The following is a 15,968-nucleotide window of genomic DNA, read 5'->3' on the forward strand; positions in this document are numbered from 1 at the left end:
ATGAACATGCATACAAACATTGGAGAAATGATTGATCATACATTATTGAAAGCCGATACAAAAAAAGAACAAGTAGAAGTACTTTGCCAAGAAGCGAGAGAATATAACTTTGCATCTGTCTGCGTTAACCCGACTTGGGTAAAAACATCTGCAGAACTTTTAGAAGGTAGCAATGTAAAAGTTTGTACAGTAATTGGTTTCCCTCTAGGAGCAAACACTCCAGAAGTAAAAGCATTCGAAACGACGAATGCGATTGAAAACGGTGCCACTGAAGTGGACATGGTTATCAACATCAGCGCACTTAAAGACGGTGACGATGAACTTGTGGAACGTGACATCCGTGCAGTGGTAGAAGCAGCAAAAGGTCGCGCATTGACGAAAGTCATCATCGAAACTTGCCTGCTAACAAACGAAGAAAAGGTAAGAGCATGCCAGTTGGCTGTAAAAGCTGGAGCAGACTATGTTAAAACTTCTACTGGTTTCTCTACAGGAGGAGCAACTGTTGCAGACATCGCTCTAATGAGACAAACAGTAGGACCTGAAATCGGAGTAAAAGCTTCCGGTGGAGTTCGTGATGCAAAAGGTGCAGAAGAAATGATCGCAGCTGGAGCAACACGTATCGGAGCAAGTTCTGGTATCGCTATCGTTAAAGGCTTAACAGCTGATACGGATTACTAAGATGTAAAGTATCAAAGCACTCTCTTGAGCAATTTTTGCTTTAGGGAGTGCTTTTTTTAGGTTGGTTTATGAGGACCTGATGGTGATGGTTGAATTTCACATTGGGGAAGGGTGTCAAAAAGGGAATAAAAAGATTCTATTCGACCGAACACGGGACCGTTTTGTCTTAAGAGTCGTATAGAATGGCTCTATACGACCGAACGCGGAGCAAATTCTGGGAAACGGTCGTATAGGACGGGTCTATACGCCCGAACGGGGAGAGCAAACTTACAATTGGTCGTATAGGACGGCTCTATACGACCGAACAGGAATCGAAACCTTACAATTGGTCATATAGAACGCTTCTATAAGCCCGAATAGGTTCCCATCCCCGGTAAACGGTCGTATAGAAGGAAATAATAGGAATCTCAAAGCCCGAACAGCAAGTCAACTTCATCAAACGGTCACAGAGAGCGCCCCTCAAAGCCCGAACAGCAAGTCAACTTCATCAAACGGTCACAGAGAGCGCCTCTCAAAGCCCGAACAGCAAGTCAACTACATCAAACGGTCACAGAGAGCGCCTCTCAACACCCGAACAGACCACAAACCTCACCAAACGGTCACAGAAGACAGAAGGGATATGCTCCTCCTCAACTGCCACGGCAACTACCGGACCAAGACCAACCAGTCTCCTCCACAAACCGTGTCATCCATGCAATCTCTCCACAAACCGCGCAAAAGGCCGCACAAACGGCAACGCCAAAGCAGAACTTATCACATTAAAAATCAAACTCGAGTGAGCCAACTGAACATCTGCACTAGAAGCAAGCATAGACACAAGTCCACCCAACAAAGGAATCAAAGGGAAAAACAATGCCACCCCAATTACATTCAACCATATATGCGCATAAGCAGTTAACTTGGCTTCCCGGATGGAACCTATACTGGCCAAATAGGCAGTCACACACGTTCCGATATTAGCCCCAAGCATAATCGCAATCCCTGCAGGAAGAGATAACAGGTCATTATTTAAAAAGCTCATGCTGATACCAGTTGTAGCCGAGCTTGACTGGATGATCGCTGTGAGAAGCGTCCCAATCCCTACACCGAATAGATGGTGATCATTGGTCATCGCAAGCATATCCTGCACAGATGGAAAACCTGCCAGAGGAATCGCTAATGATTCGAAGCCATTCATCGCAACGAATAAGCAACCAAGACCAAACAACGTAGATCCGAAACTAAAGGGTAATTTCTTTTTAGAAAATAAAAATAAAAATCCAATAATCAACATTGGGAAAATCAGCTGTGAAATATCTATAGTAATAAGCTCTGTAATAAAAGTAGACCCGATGTTGCTGCCGAGCATGATGCCAATGGATTGATAGAAGGTTAGATAGCCTGTTGCCACCAAACCGACAGTGATGACCATAACTGCAGAACTACTCTGCAATAGTCCGGTAATCAAAATTCCAATCAACAATCCTTTCCAAGGCATATCTGTAAATTTGGTGAGGTACCCTTTTGTCCTTTCTTCGGACAATTGAAGCAAGCCGGACCTCATGACAGTCATCCCAATTAAAAAAATCGCTAAATATACAGCTAATAACGTTATAATAGAAAACAAGCCCATCACCTCTATCTCAATATATGGCAGGCGGTGGACAAGAATGACAAGTCATGCAAAGAAAAGGGGAGATCACACACAATGAGGGAGTGGACGACCAATACTGTTATGCACAGCTACCCAGGGATGGTTGCCCTGGTAACGGCTAAATGGAACGGAGAACAGAACATAATGGCCGCAGGGTGGCATAGTTACATTTCATATGAACCGCCTATCTATGGGGTGGCAATTGCAAAAGAAAGATATACCCATCACTTAATCCAAAACTCCAAAGAGTTCGCGATAAACTTTGTGCCGGAAAAGTTCGCACATTACATACAACAGTGTGGCATGCTTACAGGAAAAGAGCATAATAAATTCGAAGAACTGAATATAGAATACGAACAAGGAAAAACAGTTTCCGCGCCTATCTTAAAAGAAGCGTATATTGCCTATGAATGCAAATTGATGGACCAGCAAACATATGGAGATCATGATTGGTTTGTGGGGGAGATGAGCGGATTTTATAAGGATAAAGAGTTATTTGCGGAAAATGGACTGCCGGACTGGGAGAAACTTTCGATTCCCCTGTATCTCGGCAGATCTCAATACATGCTGGCAAATAAGGATTCTAAGGTAATAAACCTATATCGAAATAATAGTTAAACAAGATTGTTTTAAAGCATTTCCTTATAATTGTTGACCAGCTATAGTGAATATATTATAATTGGTAAGTACATGTTCTATACATGCTTTTTTGCATTTATGGAATCATGTTTTTTCTGAAAATGTTAGTGGTTGTTCTGGAGGGAGGGAATTAGAATGTCAAAAACAGTTGTTCGTAAAAACGAATCGCTTGAAGATGCTCTTCGCCGTTTCAAACGTTCAGTTTCAAAGACTGGAACGTTGCAAGAAGCAAGAAAGCGTGAATTCTATGAAAAACCAAGCGTAAGACGCAAGAAGAAGTCTGAAGCTGCTAGAAAGCGTAAATTTTAACAAGAGGGTGTAAGAATGAGTCTTCTCGAGCGTTTAAATACCGATATTAAGCAAGCTATGAAGGATAAGGACAAAGAGAAGCTTTCCGTACTCCGAATGGTTAAGTCTTCGATTCAAAACGAATCGATCAAGCACGGCAGAGACTTATCCGAGGAGGAAGAACTTACCGTATTGTCTCGTGAATTAAAGCAACGTAAAGACTCCCTCCAAGAATTTGATAAAGCCGGTCGTGAAGACTTGGTTCATAAATTACAGGGTGAAATTGCAATAGTTGAACATTATATGCCTGAGCAGCTCTCAGAAGACGAACTATCAGCAATTGTCCAACAGACGATTGCTGATGTGAACGCTACTTCAAAAGCTGACATGGGTAAGGTAATGGGAGCACTTATGCCTAAAGTTAAAGGCAAAGCGGACGGTAGCCTTGTTAACAAACTTGTACAACAACATCTTTCATAAAAACCCAAAATAGCACCTTACCTATGTAAGGTGCTATTTTTTAAGTAAGTTGACTAGAAAATCCCTTTCATCCCCTTCACATTCATTTTTGTTCACATATCCGCCACACTTTTAATTTTACATTCAAAAAAATTCACCTTAGTGAAACTTTGAGGTTTTTCGTGCGTATTACATAATGGATAGGGTGATTATAAAAAATGAAAAGGTTTTAGAGAGGAGGACATGATGAAAAAAGTTCTTCGAATTAGTTATGTTAGCGCGTTTGTTCTTGCACTTATTTTATCGGCATTACCGCTTTTGCCAACGCACACGAGCAGTGCCGAGAAACTTGTTCATGTTATACCGGTAAATGGAACAGTTGAAAAGGGACTTTTGTCTTTTATTAACAGGTCCATACAAACTGCTGAGGACGATGGAGCGGACTTGATAGTCTTTGATATCCACACACCAGGTGGATTGGTGGATGCAGCCACTGAAATTGCGAATAAATTCGAAGGGGCATCCATCCCGACCGTTGCATTTGTCAACAGTCAAGCATTGTCTGCAGGAGCATATTTGGCTTTGTATGCTGACCAAATCTACATGACACCGAACGCTTCCATGGGAGCAGCGGCTGTTATTACTGGAGATGGAAGTGCAGCAGAAGATAAAGCTCAATCCTTTTGGTTAAGAGAAATGCAAAATGCAGCAGAATCTAATGGTCGTGATCCTAAATATGCGATTGGGATGGCGGATAAAGACGTCGATCTTCCTGACGTTGGGGCACCTAAAGGTGACCTTGTTACGCTTGGAGCGGCTTCTGCGCTTGAAGTTGGGTATTCAGAAGGAACTGTAGCCAATCTGGAAGCCTTGTTAAGTGAATTAGGCTATGAGGATGCCGAGGTTGTTACCTCGGAAGTTACATTTGCCGAAAATGTAGCAAGATTTTTAACCAATCCTGTTGTTGTTCCTATTCTTTTATCAATAGGATCGCTTGGATTGGTACTTGAACTATACTCCCCGGGATTTGGCATTCCTGGTGCGATGGGAATCAGTGCCTTATTGTTATTCTTTTACGGACATATGGTGGCAGGTCTCGCTGGAATGGAAACAATTATTCTATTTGTAGTAGGAGTCGTGCTCATTGTCTTAGAGCTCTTTGTGCCGGGAGGGATACTTGGTATACTTGGCCTAGGGGCTGTGGTGACAAGTTTCTTTTTGGCAACAGATGATATTGCAGGAATGGGGTTATCCTTATTGATTGCTATGCTTGTAACGATTATTGCGATGGTATTGTTGTTTACGGTATTTGGTAAGAAGATTCGATTGTTTGACCGGATTGTACTCCGTGATTCCACCAATACAGAGCAAGGATATGTATCAAATATATCTCGTATTGAATTGGTAGGCCAGGAAGGAGTCACCATGACACCACTGCGTCCTGCGGGAACCGCTGTTATCAACGAAGAGCGTATTGACGTTGTCACAGAGGGGAACTTTATTGGGGCAAACAAAAAAGTGAGAATTGTAAAAGCGGAAGGTTCTCGTATTGTCGTACGGGAAATCCATTCTGTTGAATAATATTTAGGAGGAATTTTATTATGGATCCAACTACTTTAGTAATATTGTTAGCCGTTGTTCTAGGAATTATCTTTTTATCAGTACTATTGACATTTGTACCGGTAATGCTATGGATTTCCGCACTTGCAGCTGGTGTCAGAGTAAGTATCTTTACACTTGTAGGGATGAGATTACGTCGTGTTATTCCAAGTCGTGTAATCAATCCTTTAATCAAAGCTCATAAGGCGGGTTTAGATGTTTCAACTAATCAATTAGAGAGTCACTACCTAGCTGGTGGTAATGTGGACCGCGTAGTTAACGCACTTATCGCGGCTCAACGTGCAAATATTGAATTGACATTTGAGCGTGCGGCAGCGATTGATTTAGCAGGTCGTGACGTACTGGAAGCAGTACAGATGTCCGTTAATCCAAAAGTTATCGAAACACCATTCATCGCCGGTGTTGCGATGGACGGTATTGAAGTAAAAGCAAAAGCTCGTATTACAGTTCGTGCAAACATCGAACGCCTTGTCGGTGGTGCTGGTGAAGAAACAGTCATCGCACGTGTAGGTGAAGGTATTGTAAGTACAATCGGTTCTGCAACAGATCACAAGAAAGTGCTTGAAAACCCAGACATGATTTCACAAACCGTTTTATCTAAAGGGTTGGATGCAGGTACTGCGTTTGAAATCTTATCTATTGATATTGCCGACATTGATATCGGGAAAAACATTGGGGCAGAATTACAAACTGACCAAGCAGAAGCAGATAAAAAGATTGCACAAGCAAAAGCTGAAGAACGTCGTGCAATGGCCGTGGCACAAGAACAAGAAATGCGTGCTCGCGTAGAAGAAATGCGTGCAAAAGTTGTGGAAGCAGAAGCAGAAGTACCACTTGCGATGGCAGAAGCATTACGTTCCGGAAACATCGGAGTAATGGACTATATGAATATCAAGAACATTACAGCTGATACGGATATGAGAGATTCTATCGGCAAACTGACAGATCAACCAGAAGACGGTGAAAAATAAGCAAGAATAACTGAAGCAGGAGAAGAATGAACGCTTCTCTTGCCACTCCTTTTAAGGAAGGGAGGATGATGTGCAAATGGAATGGATTTTTGATATTCTTCAACAGGCGCCTTGGTTAATTTTTGTGTTGCTAGGTATCTTCTCAACCCTTTTCAAAGGGGGCAAACAAGAAGAACAACAGAAAAAGCAGCAACAGCAAAGACAACAGCAGCGCCAACGCCAGCAAACTGCGACACAGGCATCCCAAAGGCAAGAAGATTATGAGGATTATCGTCGGGAGAGCTCTCCAGCCCCTAAGCGGGAAGATAAGCCTCGTTTCGATTGGGATATTGACATCTTTGGAGAAGGGAAGCTTGAAGAACTGGAGCAAAAAGTCCGGGAAAAAGTGAACCCATATCTGGAAAAAGTTGAGAGAAAGAAAGAGCAGGTTACCACTATTCAGCAACAAATGAAGGATGAAGTAAAGGAGCTGTCCATTAAAGGACAAGAAATTTCCAAGGACAGTCCGATCCTAAAACAAGAACTTCAACTTTCAGAAGGGAAAGTGGTTTCTTCCCGTCACCGCATCAAGCCAAACAGAGTGGTGGAAGGGGTTATGTGGTCTGAGATCCTTGGGCAACCTCGCTCAAGGAATCCACATCGTCCTGTATATACCGAACATTTTTCAAAAAGAAAATAACCGATTATCTAATCCCTGCACAAAGGAAGCTGTGCAGGGATTTTTTTAGTGGATCAGAAAGTAGGGAACCCTGTTGATTTCCGTTCCAGGCGCTTCGCTTGCCTGCGGGCGGTCCGTGAGCCTCCTCTGCTTGTGCCTCCGGGGTCTCACCTGTCCCTTCCTCCCGCGGGCGTCTGCGCACCTTCCACTCCAATCAACTAGGTGACTTCATTTAACTTATGGCTAAAAAAAAGGGATACATAGCGAGTTACTGATAAACCAAAAACAATACTTTCACTAAATCTCTAGCTGTGGATTGGAGCAAATGGCGGAGACTCCAGCGGGGGAGTAACGGTAGCTTGAGACCCCTGAAGCGTTGCGAGGAGGCTCAAGCACCGTCCCGCGGAAAGCGAAGCCAATTGCGGAAAGGAACAGCGGCTATTATCCAATAACAAATGTTTTTATTCAAAAGGACCGGACGGTTTCACCCGATTTTCTTATTCCCCTCCTCACCACTTCTCCCCTGAAAAATTCTGTATTAAACCCTCAAATTCTTTCATACATATGAAAGGAAAGGGGGTTTTTCCATGCTCAAGAAGTTTCGTTCCCGCATGAATAATTGGATCACCAACAATATGGAATTACCCGCAGATGTCATGATGGATCTGCCGAGAATTACAATGATTGGACAAATACATATATATATTGAAAATCACCGAGGTTTATTAACGTTTAGCGATAAGGAAATTCGATTGCTTTTAAAGCAGGGGCAGTTGCTTGTTAAAGGAGATTCCTTTGTGATCAGAACCATCTTGCCAGAAGAAATTTTACTTGAAGGAAAAATAAGTCAAGTGATGTACCTGGAAGAATAAATTAGGAGGATACGCATGAAAAATCAATGGATGAATTTTTTTTCTGGTACCGTAAAAATTATTATTCATGGTAATGGTGTAGAGAGATTTCTCAATGACTGCACTAGAAACGGCATACAGGTATGGCAAGTGAAAAAGATGGGAGAAGAGGCATATACTTGCCATGTGCTTCTAAAGGATGTCCGTAGACTAAGGCAATTAATTAAAAAGCAGGATTGCAAATTTCGTTTTCTTACGAGAAAAGGATTACCTTTTCTAACCCAATATTCACTGAAAAACAGTGGATTGATCATTGGGATTATCGCGGCTTTCCTTACCGTTTTTCTATTATCTAATATGGTCTGGAGTATTGATATTAAAGGGGCTGAGCCTGCTACTGAGCATAAGATTATGCAAGAATTAGACAAGCTTGGTGTCAAAAAAAGGGAAATTTCAATTTTTCATTCAAGATGTGGAAAGTATTCAACGCTATTTAACGGACACAATAAGTGAAATTACTTGGATTGGTGTTGTTTTAAATGGGACATCCTACCATTTCGAAGTGGTAGAGAAAAATGAACCGGAAAAGTTGCAATCATTATCCCCAAGAAGCTTAGTTGCAAAGAAAAAAGCGATGGTGGCAAAAATATATGTGGAAAAGGGACAACCACTCGTTCAGGTAAATGACTATGTAGATAAAGGACAAGTCTTGGTTTCGGGATTGATTGGAAGGGAAGATAATAAAAGATCGATAGCCGCTATAGGGGAGGTACTCGGTGAGACGTGGTACCTTACCAGTGTGGATGTACCAATAAAGACCACTCTTCCAGTATTGACCGGAGAAGCTAACAATAAGCATTATTTGAAAGTTGGCAGTGTGAAAATACCGGTATGGGGTTTCTTCCAAGAGGATTTTGAACGACAAGAGGAATATGAAGCAGAGCGACCATTTTATTTCTGGAAATGGAAACTTCCTGTATCCTATGTCGGAAAGACCGTACATGAACAAGAAATAGTGGAGCGGATTTACGATGATGAGGAAGTCATTGAGCAGGCTTTAGAGATAGGAAGAGATCAGGTACTTTCGAATCTGGGTGAAGATGCAGAGATAAAAGGTGAAAAAGTTTTGCGCACCTCTAAGGAGAATGGTAAAGTAAGTGTAGATATACATTACCAAGTCATTGAAAATATTGTCAAAATCGAACCAATTATTCAAGGAGACTAATGAATGTCAGAAGAACTAGTGATGATGAATCAACAACTAAATAATCCAAATGAAGCAATTGCTCTTTTTGGGAACCAAGATGTTAACCTGAAGAGAATTGAAGATGAATTGAACGTATCCATTGTGACACGCGGAGAAACAGTCAATGTTTCCGGTGATGTCAAACAGGTGGAAATGGTGGATAGCGTCATTCAGAATTTACTAGAAGTTATACGAAGAGGCATCACAATCAGTGAAAGAGATGTCATCTATGCAATACAACTTGCTAAAGAAGACAAGATGCACTCTTTCCAAGAGTTATACGATGAAGAGTTAACAAAGAATGTTAAAGGTAAATCTATTCGAGTTAAGACATTAGGACAAAGGCAGTATGTTTCTGCAATAAGGAAAAAAGATCTTGTTTTCGGGATTGGTCCTGCAGGAACCGGCAAAACATATTTGGCCGTTGTGATGGCCGTTACTGCGTTGAAAAATGGGCAGGTGAAACGGATTATCCTTACTCGCCCGGCCGTAGAAGCTGGAGAGAGCTTAGGTTTTCTACCAGGAGACTTGAAAGAGAAAGTCGACCCGTATTTACGTCCGTTATATGACGCGCTACACGATGTATTTGGTTCTGAACATACCCAAAGGTTGATTGAAAGAGGGACAATTGAGATTGCTCCCTTAGCCTATATGAGGGGACGTACATTAGACGATGCATTTGTCATCTTGGATGAAGCGCAGAATACAACGGCGGCCCAGATGAAGATGTTCCTGACAAGGCTTGGGTTTGGCTCAAAAATGGTTATTACGGGTGACATTTCTCAAGTTGATTTGCCAAAAGGAATGAAATCAGGTCTGGCGGTAGTTCGGGATATTTTGAAAGATACATCAGGCATTCAGTTTATTGAACTCGAACAATCAGATGTCGTCCGTCATCCGTTAGTTGCGAGAATTATTAATGCTTACGAAAAGCTTGAATCAAAATAAAGCCCCTTTAATGGGGCTCTTTCACTTGTAGAGGATTATATTTTTGGGGATGTCGTTTAAGGAGGGAGCCAATTAACAGTGAAAAAGAAATCGAAGTCCTGGAAAATTTCTTTTCAACATTTGAAGGCCTTTAAGTTTTACCATGTCATCATCTATGTGCTGTTGGGGCTTATCATGTTTGGCATTATGTTCAGTAACGTAAAGCCGGAGAAGGTAAATGTCCAACTATTCAGCACTGCGGAAAAAACAATTGTGGCGCCTCATAGTTTTGAAGATAGAGAAGCCACAGAATTGCTAAGAAAAGAAGCGGCAGATAAAGTGCCTGACCAATTTATCAGGGACAAGGATAAAGCATATCAGCAAATTGCAAGGGTGGAAAACTTCTTTGAAGTGCTGATTGAAACTAAAAATAAAATAGCGGAACTCGAAAAAGTTCCGGAAACCTCGCCTCCTGCTGAGGAAGGGGATACAGAGCAACCTCAAGAAGAGCCAGAGCCTATTATGCTGACAGATGCAGAGAAGTTAAAACTCCTAGAAGAAGCCCTTGAAGGCCAAGTTCCCGACCGTTGGGAAAATGAATTGAAAGATGAAAATCTGCTATTCTTACTTAGCTCAAAAGAAGCAGACCTTACTAGGTATAAAAATTCATCAGTAACGGCAATTAATAACGCGATGTCTCGGGATATACATACAGTGGAAGATGCGAGTGAAGCAAAGAACCTTGCCAGAACAGAGCTTTCACAATCAGGAAATGTCCCAAGTGTGATCATTAATATTTCGAGTATTTCTGTTATACCAAATGTTATTTATGATTCCGCGCAAACGCAGGAAAAGAGGCAGCAGGCAATTGATGCTGTTGAACCTGTACGGATATCCCAGGGAGATACCCTTGTAAAAACCGGCCAATTTATTGACCGTGAAATCTTTAGACTTCTTACTGTTGCGGGCTTTGTCAATCAGTCTGACAATCTCGCACCATATGTGGGTTTATTAATCATCATTGGATTAATGATTTTTGCTTTGGTTTACTTATTTAAAAACATCGATACAACGATACACAGTAAAAATACGTATTTGACCATGTATTTATTAATCTTTTCTATTACATTAATCTTAATGAAAATCTTTAGCTTCTTTCAAACCTTGAATACGACGGAAATCGGCTATATTGCCCCGGTTGCCATGGGTGCCATGTTAATAAAAATGCTGATTAACGATCGTATAGCTATCTTTTCCAGTATTATTTTTGGGATTTGTGGAAGTTTTATTTTTAATATGGTTCCAGGAACGATGAACTATACAGTTGGTTCATACTTAATTATTTCAGCAGTAGCATCGGTCTTATTTTTGAATCAGCATAACAGACGACTTACGATCCTTCAAACCGGATTATTTGTGTCATTTATTAACGTGGTGACGGTCATTGCGTTGGTTCTGTTGACCAACAGAGACCTGACAGGGATGAATGAATTATTGGATCTTGGTATCAATGGGACGATGGCGGTTGGATCAGGTATTGTCTCGGCCGTGCTTACTATTGGGATCCTTCCTTTCTTTGAGGTGGGCTTTGGGATGCTGTCAACAATGAAGTTGCTTGAGCTGTCCAATCCGAACCATCCACTGTTGAGAAAGATCTTAATGGAGACACCAGGAACGTATCACCATAGTGTGATGGTGGCGAATTTATCAGAATCTGCTTGTGAGGCAGTCGGTGCGAATGGATTGCTTGCGAGGGTTGCATCTTATTATCATGATATAGGCAAAACAAAAAGGCCGCATTATTTTATTGAAAATCAAATGGGTCGAGCGAATCCTCATGATAAACTTCCACCTCAGACGAGTAAAAATATTATTATTGCCCATGCCACGGACGGAGCTCAAATCCTCCGCGATCATAATATGCCAAAAGAGATCGTTGACATTGCAGCACAGCATCACGGGACAACCCTATTGAAATTTTTCTATCATAAAGCGAAAGAACAAAATGAAAATAGTAAAGAAGAAGAATATCGCTACCCTGGACCGAAAGCTACTTCTAAAGAAGCAGCAATAGTCGGGACTGCTGACAGCATTGAAGCGGCAGTAAGGTCATTGAACAACCCGACTCCCGATAAAATCGAAACAATTGTAAAGGCTATCATTAAAGACCGCCTTCAGGATGGACAGTACAGTGACTGTGATTTAACTTTTAAAGAACTTGAAGAAATAGGCAAGTCCTTCTGTGAGACGTTACAAGGTATTTTCCATTCAAGAATCGAGTACCCGAAAGGAGAGGAAGAAGAAGCATGATTGAAATCGATATGTTAGATGAAACAACAAAACTGACAGATGAGCAGTGGGATGATATTAGAAATTTATTGATATTTGCTGCTGAAAAAGAATCTATCCAACCTGGTGCTGAACTCTCCGTTACCTTTGTGGATAATGATAGAATTCAGGAAATCAACCGTGAGTATCGTGAAAAGGACCGTCCTACAGATGTCATTTCTTTCGCCATGGAGGAGCTGGGTGAGGGAGAAATTGAAATCCATTATGACGAAGAAGCACCTCGTATGCTCGGAGATATCATCATCTCTATTCCAAAAGCGGAAGAACAAGCAGAAGAATATGGTCATTCTGTTAAGCGTGAGCTCGGATTTCTTGCGCTGCACGGACTTTTGCACCTTCTAGGTTATGACCATGAAAATGAAACCGATGAAAAAATAATGTTTGATAAACAGAAAGAAATCTTAGATGCCTATGGACTCACGCGATCGTAACCGTAAAGGATATCGAGGTTCATTTACTTCTAGTTTCTCATATGCTTTTGAGGGATTAAGGTTTGTCCTTCGTACAGAGAGAAACATTAAGTTTCACGTTTTTATAGCAGTTGTGATGATAAGCATGTCCTTATTTTTTCAGATTACAAAAGTGGAGTGGCTCATACTATTCCTTGTTATAGGCGGAATGTTTGTCATTGAAATTATTAATACTGCGATTGAAAATGTGGTGGATCTTGTGACAGAGGAGTTCCACCCTCTTGCGAAAACGGCAAAAGATGTGGCTGCTTCTGCGGCCTTAGTTTTTGCTTGTATCTCTGTTATAATTGGTGTAATCTTATTTGGCCCTTATATTGTGGCTTATTTGAAGTGATAATGGTTATTTATTCAGACTCCTGTTTCCTTTCGTTCCAGGTGATCGCTTTCCGGTGCTTGAGCCTCATCGGCATTGCCTGCGGGGTCTCAAGTCTACCGTTACTCCCCCGCTGGAGTCTCTCACCTTGCACTCCAGTCAACAGGTGGTCAAGTTTGAATAATAATATCTCTCCACATAAGTATCTATAAATAAATTGAAAATTTTAAAATTTTTTAAAATTTTAAGGGTGATTTAAGAAGCGAATTAAGGTAAAATATAAGTACGCGCACCCGAAGCTCATAGAAGAAAGGAAGAGAAACTTTGAACATCGAAGCTTTAATCCAAGAAGCTAAAGCAGCAAGAGAAATGGCTTATGTACCCTACTCCAAGTTTAAAGTAAGGCGCGGCATTATTAGGTAAAGACGGTAAGGTCTATCGCGGATGCAACATTGAAAATGCTGCATACAGTATGACTAACTGTGCAGAAAGAACAGCACTTTTTAAAGCGTATTCAGAAGGCAACACTCAATTTGATGCAATTGCGGTTGTAGCCGATACGAAACGACCTGTTCCACCTTGTGGAGCTTGCCGTCAAGTAATATCGGAGCTGTGTGCACCTGAAACGAAAGTGATCCTGACAAACCTTCACGGTGATATTCAGGAACTTACAGTAGCAGAATTGCTACCTGGAGCCTTTTCACCGGAGGATTTAGATGCATAACCAAACCAATACAAACTATAAATCAGGGTTTGTCTCCATCATTGGCAGGCCGAACGTTGGAAAGTCAACATTTTTGAACAGAGTAATCGGCCAAAAAATTGCGATAATGAGTGACAAACCACAAACAACTCGAAATAAAATTCAAGGTGTATTTACGCAAGACGACGCACAAATTGTTTTCATCGACACACCGGGCATCCATAAACCAAAGCATAAGCTTGGAGATTTTATGATGAAGGTGGCGCAAAATACGTTAAAAGAAGTTGACCTGGTTCTATTTATGATTAATGCAAAAGAAGGTTTAGGAAAAGGCGATGAATTCATTATCGAAAAGCTGAAGGAAACGTCAACTCCAGTATATTTGGTAATAAATAAAATCGACGAAGTACATCCAGATGACCTGCTACCCTTGATGGAAACATACAAAGCGTTGTATCCATTCAAAGAAATAGTTCCGATATCTGCTTTACAAGGTAACAATGTAGAAGTTTTATTGGATCAAATTAAGAAATTCCTTCCAGAAGGTCCCCAGTATTATCCGGCAGACCAAGTGACCGACCATCCGGAACGTTTTATTGTGGCAGAGCTGATCAGGGAGAAAGTCCTTCACTTAACGCGAGAGGAAGTTCCACACTCCATTGCTGTAGCAATTGATTCCATGAAGAAACGTGAAAACAAAGATATGGTCGATATTCAGGCCACCGTCGTAGTGGAACGTGATTCTCAAAAAGGGATAGTCATCGGGAAACAAGGAAAAGTCTTAAAAGAAGTGGGGCAAAAAGCCAGAGTGGACATTGAAGCATTACTGGGATCCAAAGTGTTTTTGGAATTGTGGGTAAAAGTACAAAAGGATTGGCGTAACAAGCAGTCACAACTTAGAGATTTTGGTTTTAATGAAAACGAATACTAATCGGGAAGACGAGCGAAATAGTCAATTCGTAGCATTTAATTTACAAAATTTATCTAACATGTTTTGACCCTTCTACGGTCATCATAGTCATATAGGAATTGGAATAGGCATGCTGGTCTTTACTACAGAAAGGGTGGAGTTTACAATGTTGGATTTTACCTGGAAGGTCTTTAAAGAAACAGGTAATATTGATACCTATCTTCTCTTTAAAGAGCTTGAAAAAGAAAATGGCGATTTACCCGAACAGACAGAAGAACTAGCGAATAGTGACTTACCAATTTCATAAATGATAGATGATCAATAATTAAGGCAGTATACACACGCAAGTGTTGTAGATTGCCTTTTTATTTTGTAAACCGTACAATTAATAAAAGCCAGAAAAATGGACGGTGTACGATTTGCTACATAAATGTGAAGGCATTGTCATTCGAACAAATGCCTATGGTGAAAATAATAAGATTGTTACCATCTACTCGAAGGAGCTGGGGAAAGTAGGGGTGATGGCGAGAGGTGCCAATAAGCCCAGTAGCCGGTTTACTGCTGTCTCCCAGCTGTTTTCCCACGCTACCTTTGTTTTCCAAAGGAGTACAGGACTAGGAAGCCTCCAACAAGGTGAAATCATGGACTCCATGAGATCCATCAGAGAGGATATCTTCCTAACAGCCTATGCTTCTTTCATTGTGGAGTTAATGGACAGGACTACAGATGAAGGAAAACGTAATCCGGCACTATACGACCTACTTTATCAAGTGTTGCATTATATCAACGATGGTTTTGATGCAGAAATATTAACATTCATTTTTGAAATGAAAATGTGCGATGTTATCGGCATTACACCGGAACTAAATCGCTGTGCTTCATGTGGTGCAACAGAGGGGAGTTTTGCCTTTTCTATAAAGGAGGGCGGCTTCCTTTGTAACAGATGTTTTCATAAAGACCCCTATTTAATTAAAGTCTCCCCTGCTACGCTTAGGCTCTTACGGACCTTTTACTACTACGATTTGAATAGAATAGGCAACCTTTCGTTAAAAGAAGAAACAAGAAAAGAGCTGCGATTCATTATCGACGAATATTATGAAGCCTATTCTGGGATAATGTTAAAATCCAAACGCTTCTTAAAGCAAATAGGCTCTCTGAAAGCGAATCTTCCTGAAAAAAAAGACAAACCTGATTGACTTTGCAAAAAAAATCATTTATTATCCAAGTACATCTATAAAGATTGCGTTGAAAGA

At 41.1% G+C, this 15,968-nt stretch carries 18 protein-coding genes, 1 pseudogene and 1 other annotated feature (1 of these 20 cut by a window edge); of the genes and pseudogenes, 18 read left to right on the forward strand and 1 reads right to left on the reverse strand.

Translation table 11 applies throughout. From position 1 onward, the window contains the following. Window positions 1-6: 6 nt before the first annotated feature. Complete coding sequence (gene deoC / locus M313_RS0113540) at window positions 7-678, forward strand: deoxyribose-phosphate aldolase (RefSeq protein ID WP_010196211.1); 672 nt, start codon at window positions 7-9, stop codon at window positions 676-678. 685 nt (window positions 679-1,363) lie between these two features. Here the strand turns inward: deoC and M313_RS0113545 are convergent. Then, window positions 1,364-2,290 carry a Na/Pi symporter gene (locus M313_RS0113545; protein ID WP_010196215.1) on the reverse strand — a complete coding sequence of 309 codons (927 nt, stop codon included), beginning with the start codon at window positions 2,288-2,290 and terminating at the stop codon, window positions 1,364-1,366. Between the two features lie 75 nt (window positions 2,291-2,365). Between M313_RS0113545 and M313_RS0113550 the strand changes: the two genes are divergently transcribed. The 17 genes and pseudogenes from M313_RS0113550 to recO all read left to right on the forward strand — a co-directional run bounded on the left by M313_RS0113550 (window position 2,366) and on the right by recO (window position 15,911). After that, complete coding sequence (locus M313_RS0113550; protein WP_010196217.1) at window positions 2,366-2,929, forward strand: flavin reductase family protein; 564 nt, start codon at window positions 2,366-2,368, stop codon at window positions 2,927-2,929. Window positions 2,930-3,085: 156 nt separating this feature from the next. Next, entirely contained in the window at window positions 3,086-3,259 is a 174-nt protein-coding gene (gene rpsU, locus M313_RS0113555; protein ID WP_010196218.1) for a 30S ribosomal protein S21, read from the forward strand. A gap of 15 nt (window positions 3,260-3,274) precedes the next feature. Next, entirely contained in the window at window positions 3,275-3,718 is a 444-nt protein-coding gene (locus M313_RS0113560) for a GatB/YqeY domain-containing protein (RefSeq protein ID WP_010196220.1), read from the forward strand. Window positions 3,719-3,940: 222 nt separating this feature from the next. After that, window positions 3,941-5,278 (forward strand): NfeD family protein, encoded by a 1,338-nt coding sequence (locus M313_RS0113565; protein ID WP_029326503.1) that lies wholly within the window; start codon window positions 3,941-3,943, stop codon window positions 5,276-5,278. A 20-nt stretch (window positions 5,279-5,298) separates the two neighbouring features. Then, window positions 5,299-6,288 carry a flotillin-like protein FloA gene (gene floA / locus M313_RS0113570; protein WP_010196232.1) on the forward strand — a complete coding sequence of 330 codons (990 nt, stop codon included), beginning with the start codon at window positions 5,299-5,301 and terminating at the stop codon, window positions 6,286-6,288. A gap of 76 nt (window positions 6,289-6,364) precedes the next feature. After that, window positions 6,365-6,967, forward strand: coding sequence for a YqfB family membrane protein (locus M313_RS0113575; protein ID WP_010196235.1), 603 nt, complete (start codon window positions 6,365-6,367; stop codon window positions 6,965-6,967). A 566-nt stretch (window positions 6,968-7,533) separates the two neighbouring features. Beyond that, complete coding sequence (gene yqfC, locus M313_RS0113580) at window positions 7,534-7,818, forward strand: sporulation protein YqfC (protein ID WP_010196237.1); 285 nt, start codon at window positions 7,534-7,536, stop codon at window positions 7,816-7,818. Window positions 7,819-7,833: 15 nt separating this feature from the next. Continuing rightward, complete coding sequence (locus M313_RS26795) at window positions 7,834-8,310, forward strand: sporulation protein YqfD (protein WP_010196239.1); 477 nt, start codon at window positions 7,834-7,836, stop codon at window positions 8,308-8,310. Continuing rightward, window positions 8,231-9,022 carry a sporulation protein YqfD gene (locus M313_RS23615; RefSeq protein WP_326929607.1) on the forward strand — a complete coding sequence of 264 codons (792 nt, stop codon included), beginning with the start codon at window positions 8,231-8,233 and terminating at the stop codon, window positions 9,020-9,022. Before M313_RS26795 ends, M313_RS23615 begins: the two co-directional genes overlap by 80 nt. Before the next feature lie 3 nt (window positions 9,023-9,025). Further along, a complete protein-coding gene (locus tag M313_RS0113590) occupies window positions 9,026-9,991 on the forward strand; it encodes a PhoH family protein (RefSeq protein ID WP_010196242.1) in 966 nt (321 codons plus the stop codon). Between the two features lie 78 nt (window positions 9,992-10,069). After that, a complete protein-coding gene (locus tag M313_RS0113595) occupies window positions 10,070-12,280 on the forward strand; it encodes an HD family phosphohydrolase (protein WP_010196244.1) in 2,211 nt (736 codons plus the stop codon). Beyond that, on the forward strand, window positions 12,277-12,750 hold the full coding sequence (ybeY, locus tag M313_RS0113600) for an rRNA maturation RNase YbeY (RefSeq protein WP_010196245.1): 474 nt from the start codon (window positions 12,277-12,279) through the stop codon (window positions 12,748-12,750). Before M313_RS0113595 ends, ybeY begins: the two co-directional genes overlap by 4 nt. Further along, entirely contained in the window at window positions 12,725-13,123 is a 399-nt protein-coding gene (locus M313_RS0113605; RefSeq protein ID WP_010196246.1) for a diacylglycerol kinase family protein, read from the forward strand. The genes ybeY and M313_RS0113605 overlap by 26 nt, the downstream gene beginning before the upstream one ends. A gap of 303 nt (window positions 13,124-13,426) precedes the next feature. Further along, window positions 13,427-13,826: pseudogene (locus M313_RS23620) on the forward strand (cytidine deaminase). Then, window positions 13,819-14,736 (forward strand): GTPase Era, encoded by a 918-nt coding sequence (gene era, locus M313_RS0113615; RefSeq protein ID WP_010196249.1) that lies wholly within the window; start codon window positions 13,819-13,821, stop codon window positions 14,734-14,736. The pseudogene M313_RS23620 and the gene era overlap by 8 nt, the downstream one beginning before the upstream one ends. Window positions 14,737-14,881: 145 nt before the next feature. Next, window positions 14,882-15,022 carry a YqzL family protein gene (locus M313_RS25305; RefSeq protein WP_010196251.1) on the forward strand — a complete coding sequence of 47 codons (141 nt, stop codon included), beginning with the start codon at window positions 14,882-14,884 and terminating at the stop codon, window positions 15,020-15,022. A gap of 112 nt (window positions 15,023-15,134) precedes the next feature. Beyond that, window positions 15,135-15,911, forward strand: a complete 777-nt coding sequence (recO, locus tag M313_RS0113625) for a DNA repair protein RecO (RefSeq protein WP_010196252.1) — start codon at window positions 15,135-15,137, stop codon at window positions 15,909-15,911. Between the two features lie 40 nt (window positions 15,912-15,951). Further along, window positions 15,952-15,968: a binding site (T-box leader), on the forward strand; it runs 161 nt beyond the window's last position.

The sequence above is a fragment of the Bacillus sp. m3-13 genome, assembly GCF_000175075.1.
Classification (GTDB): Bacteria; Bacillota; Bacilli; order Bacillales; family Bacillaceae_I; genus Sutcliffiella_A; species Sutcliffiella_A horikoshii_C.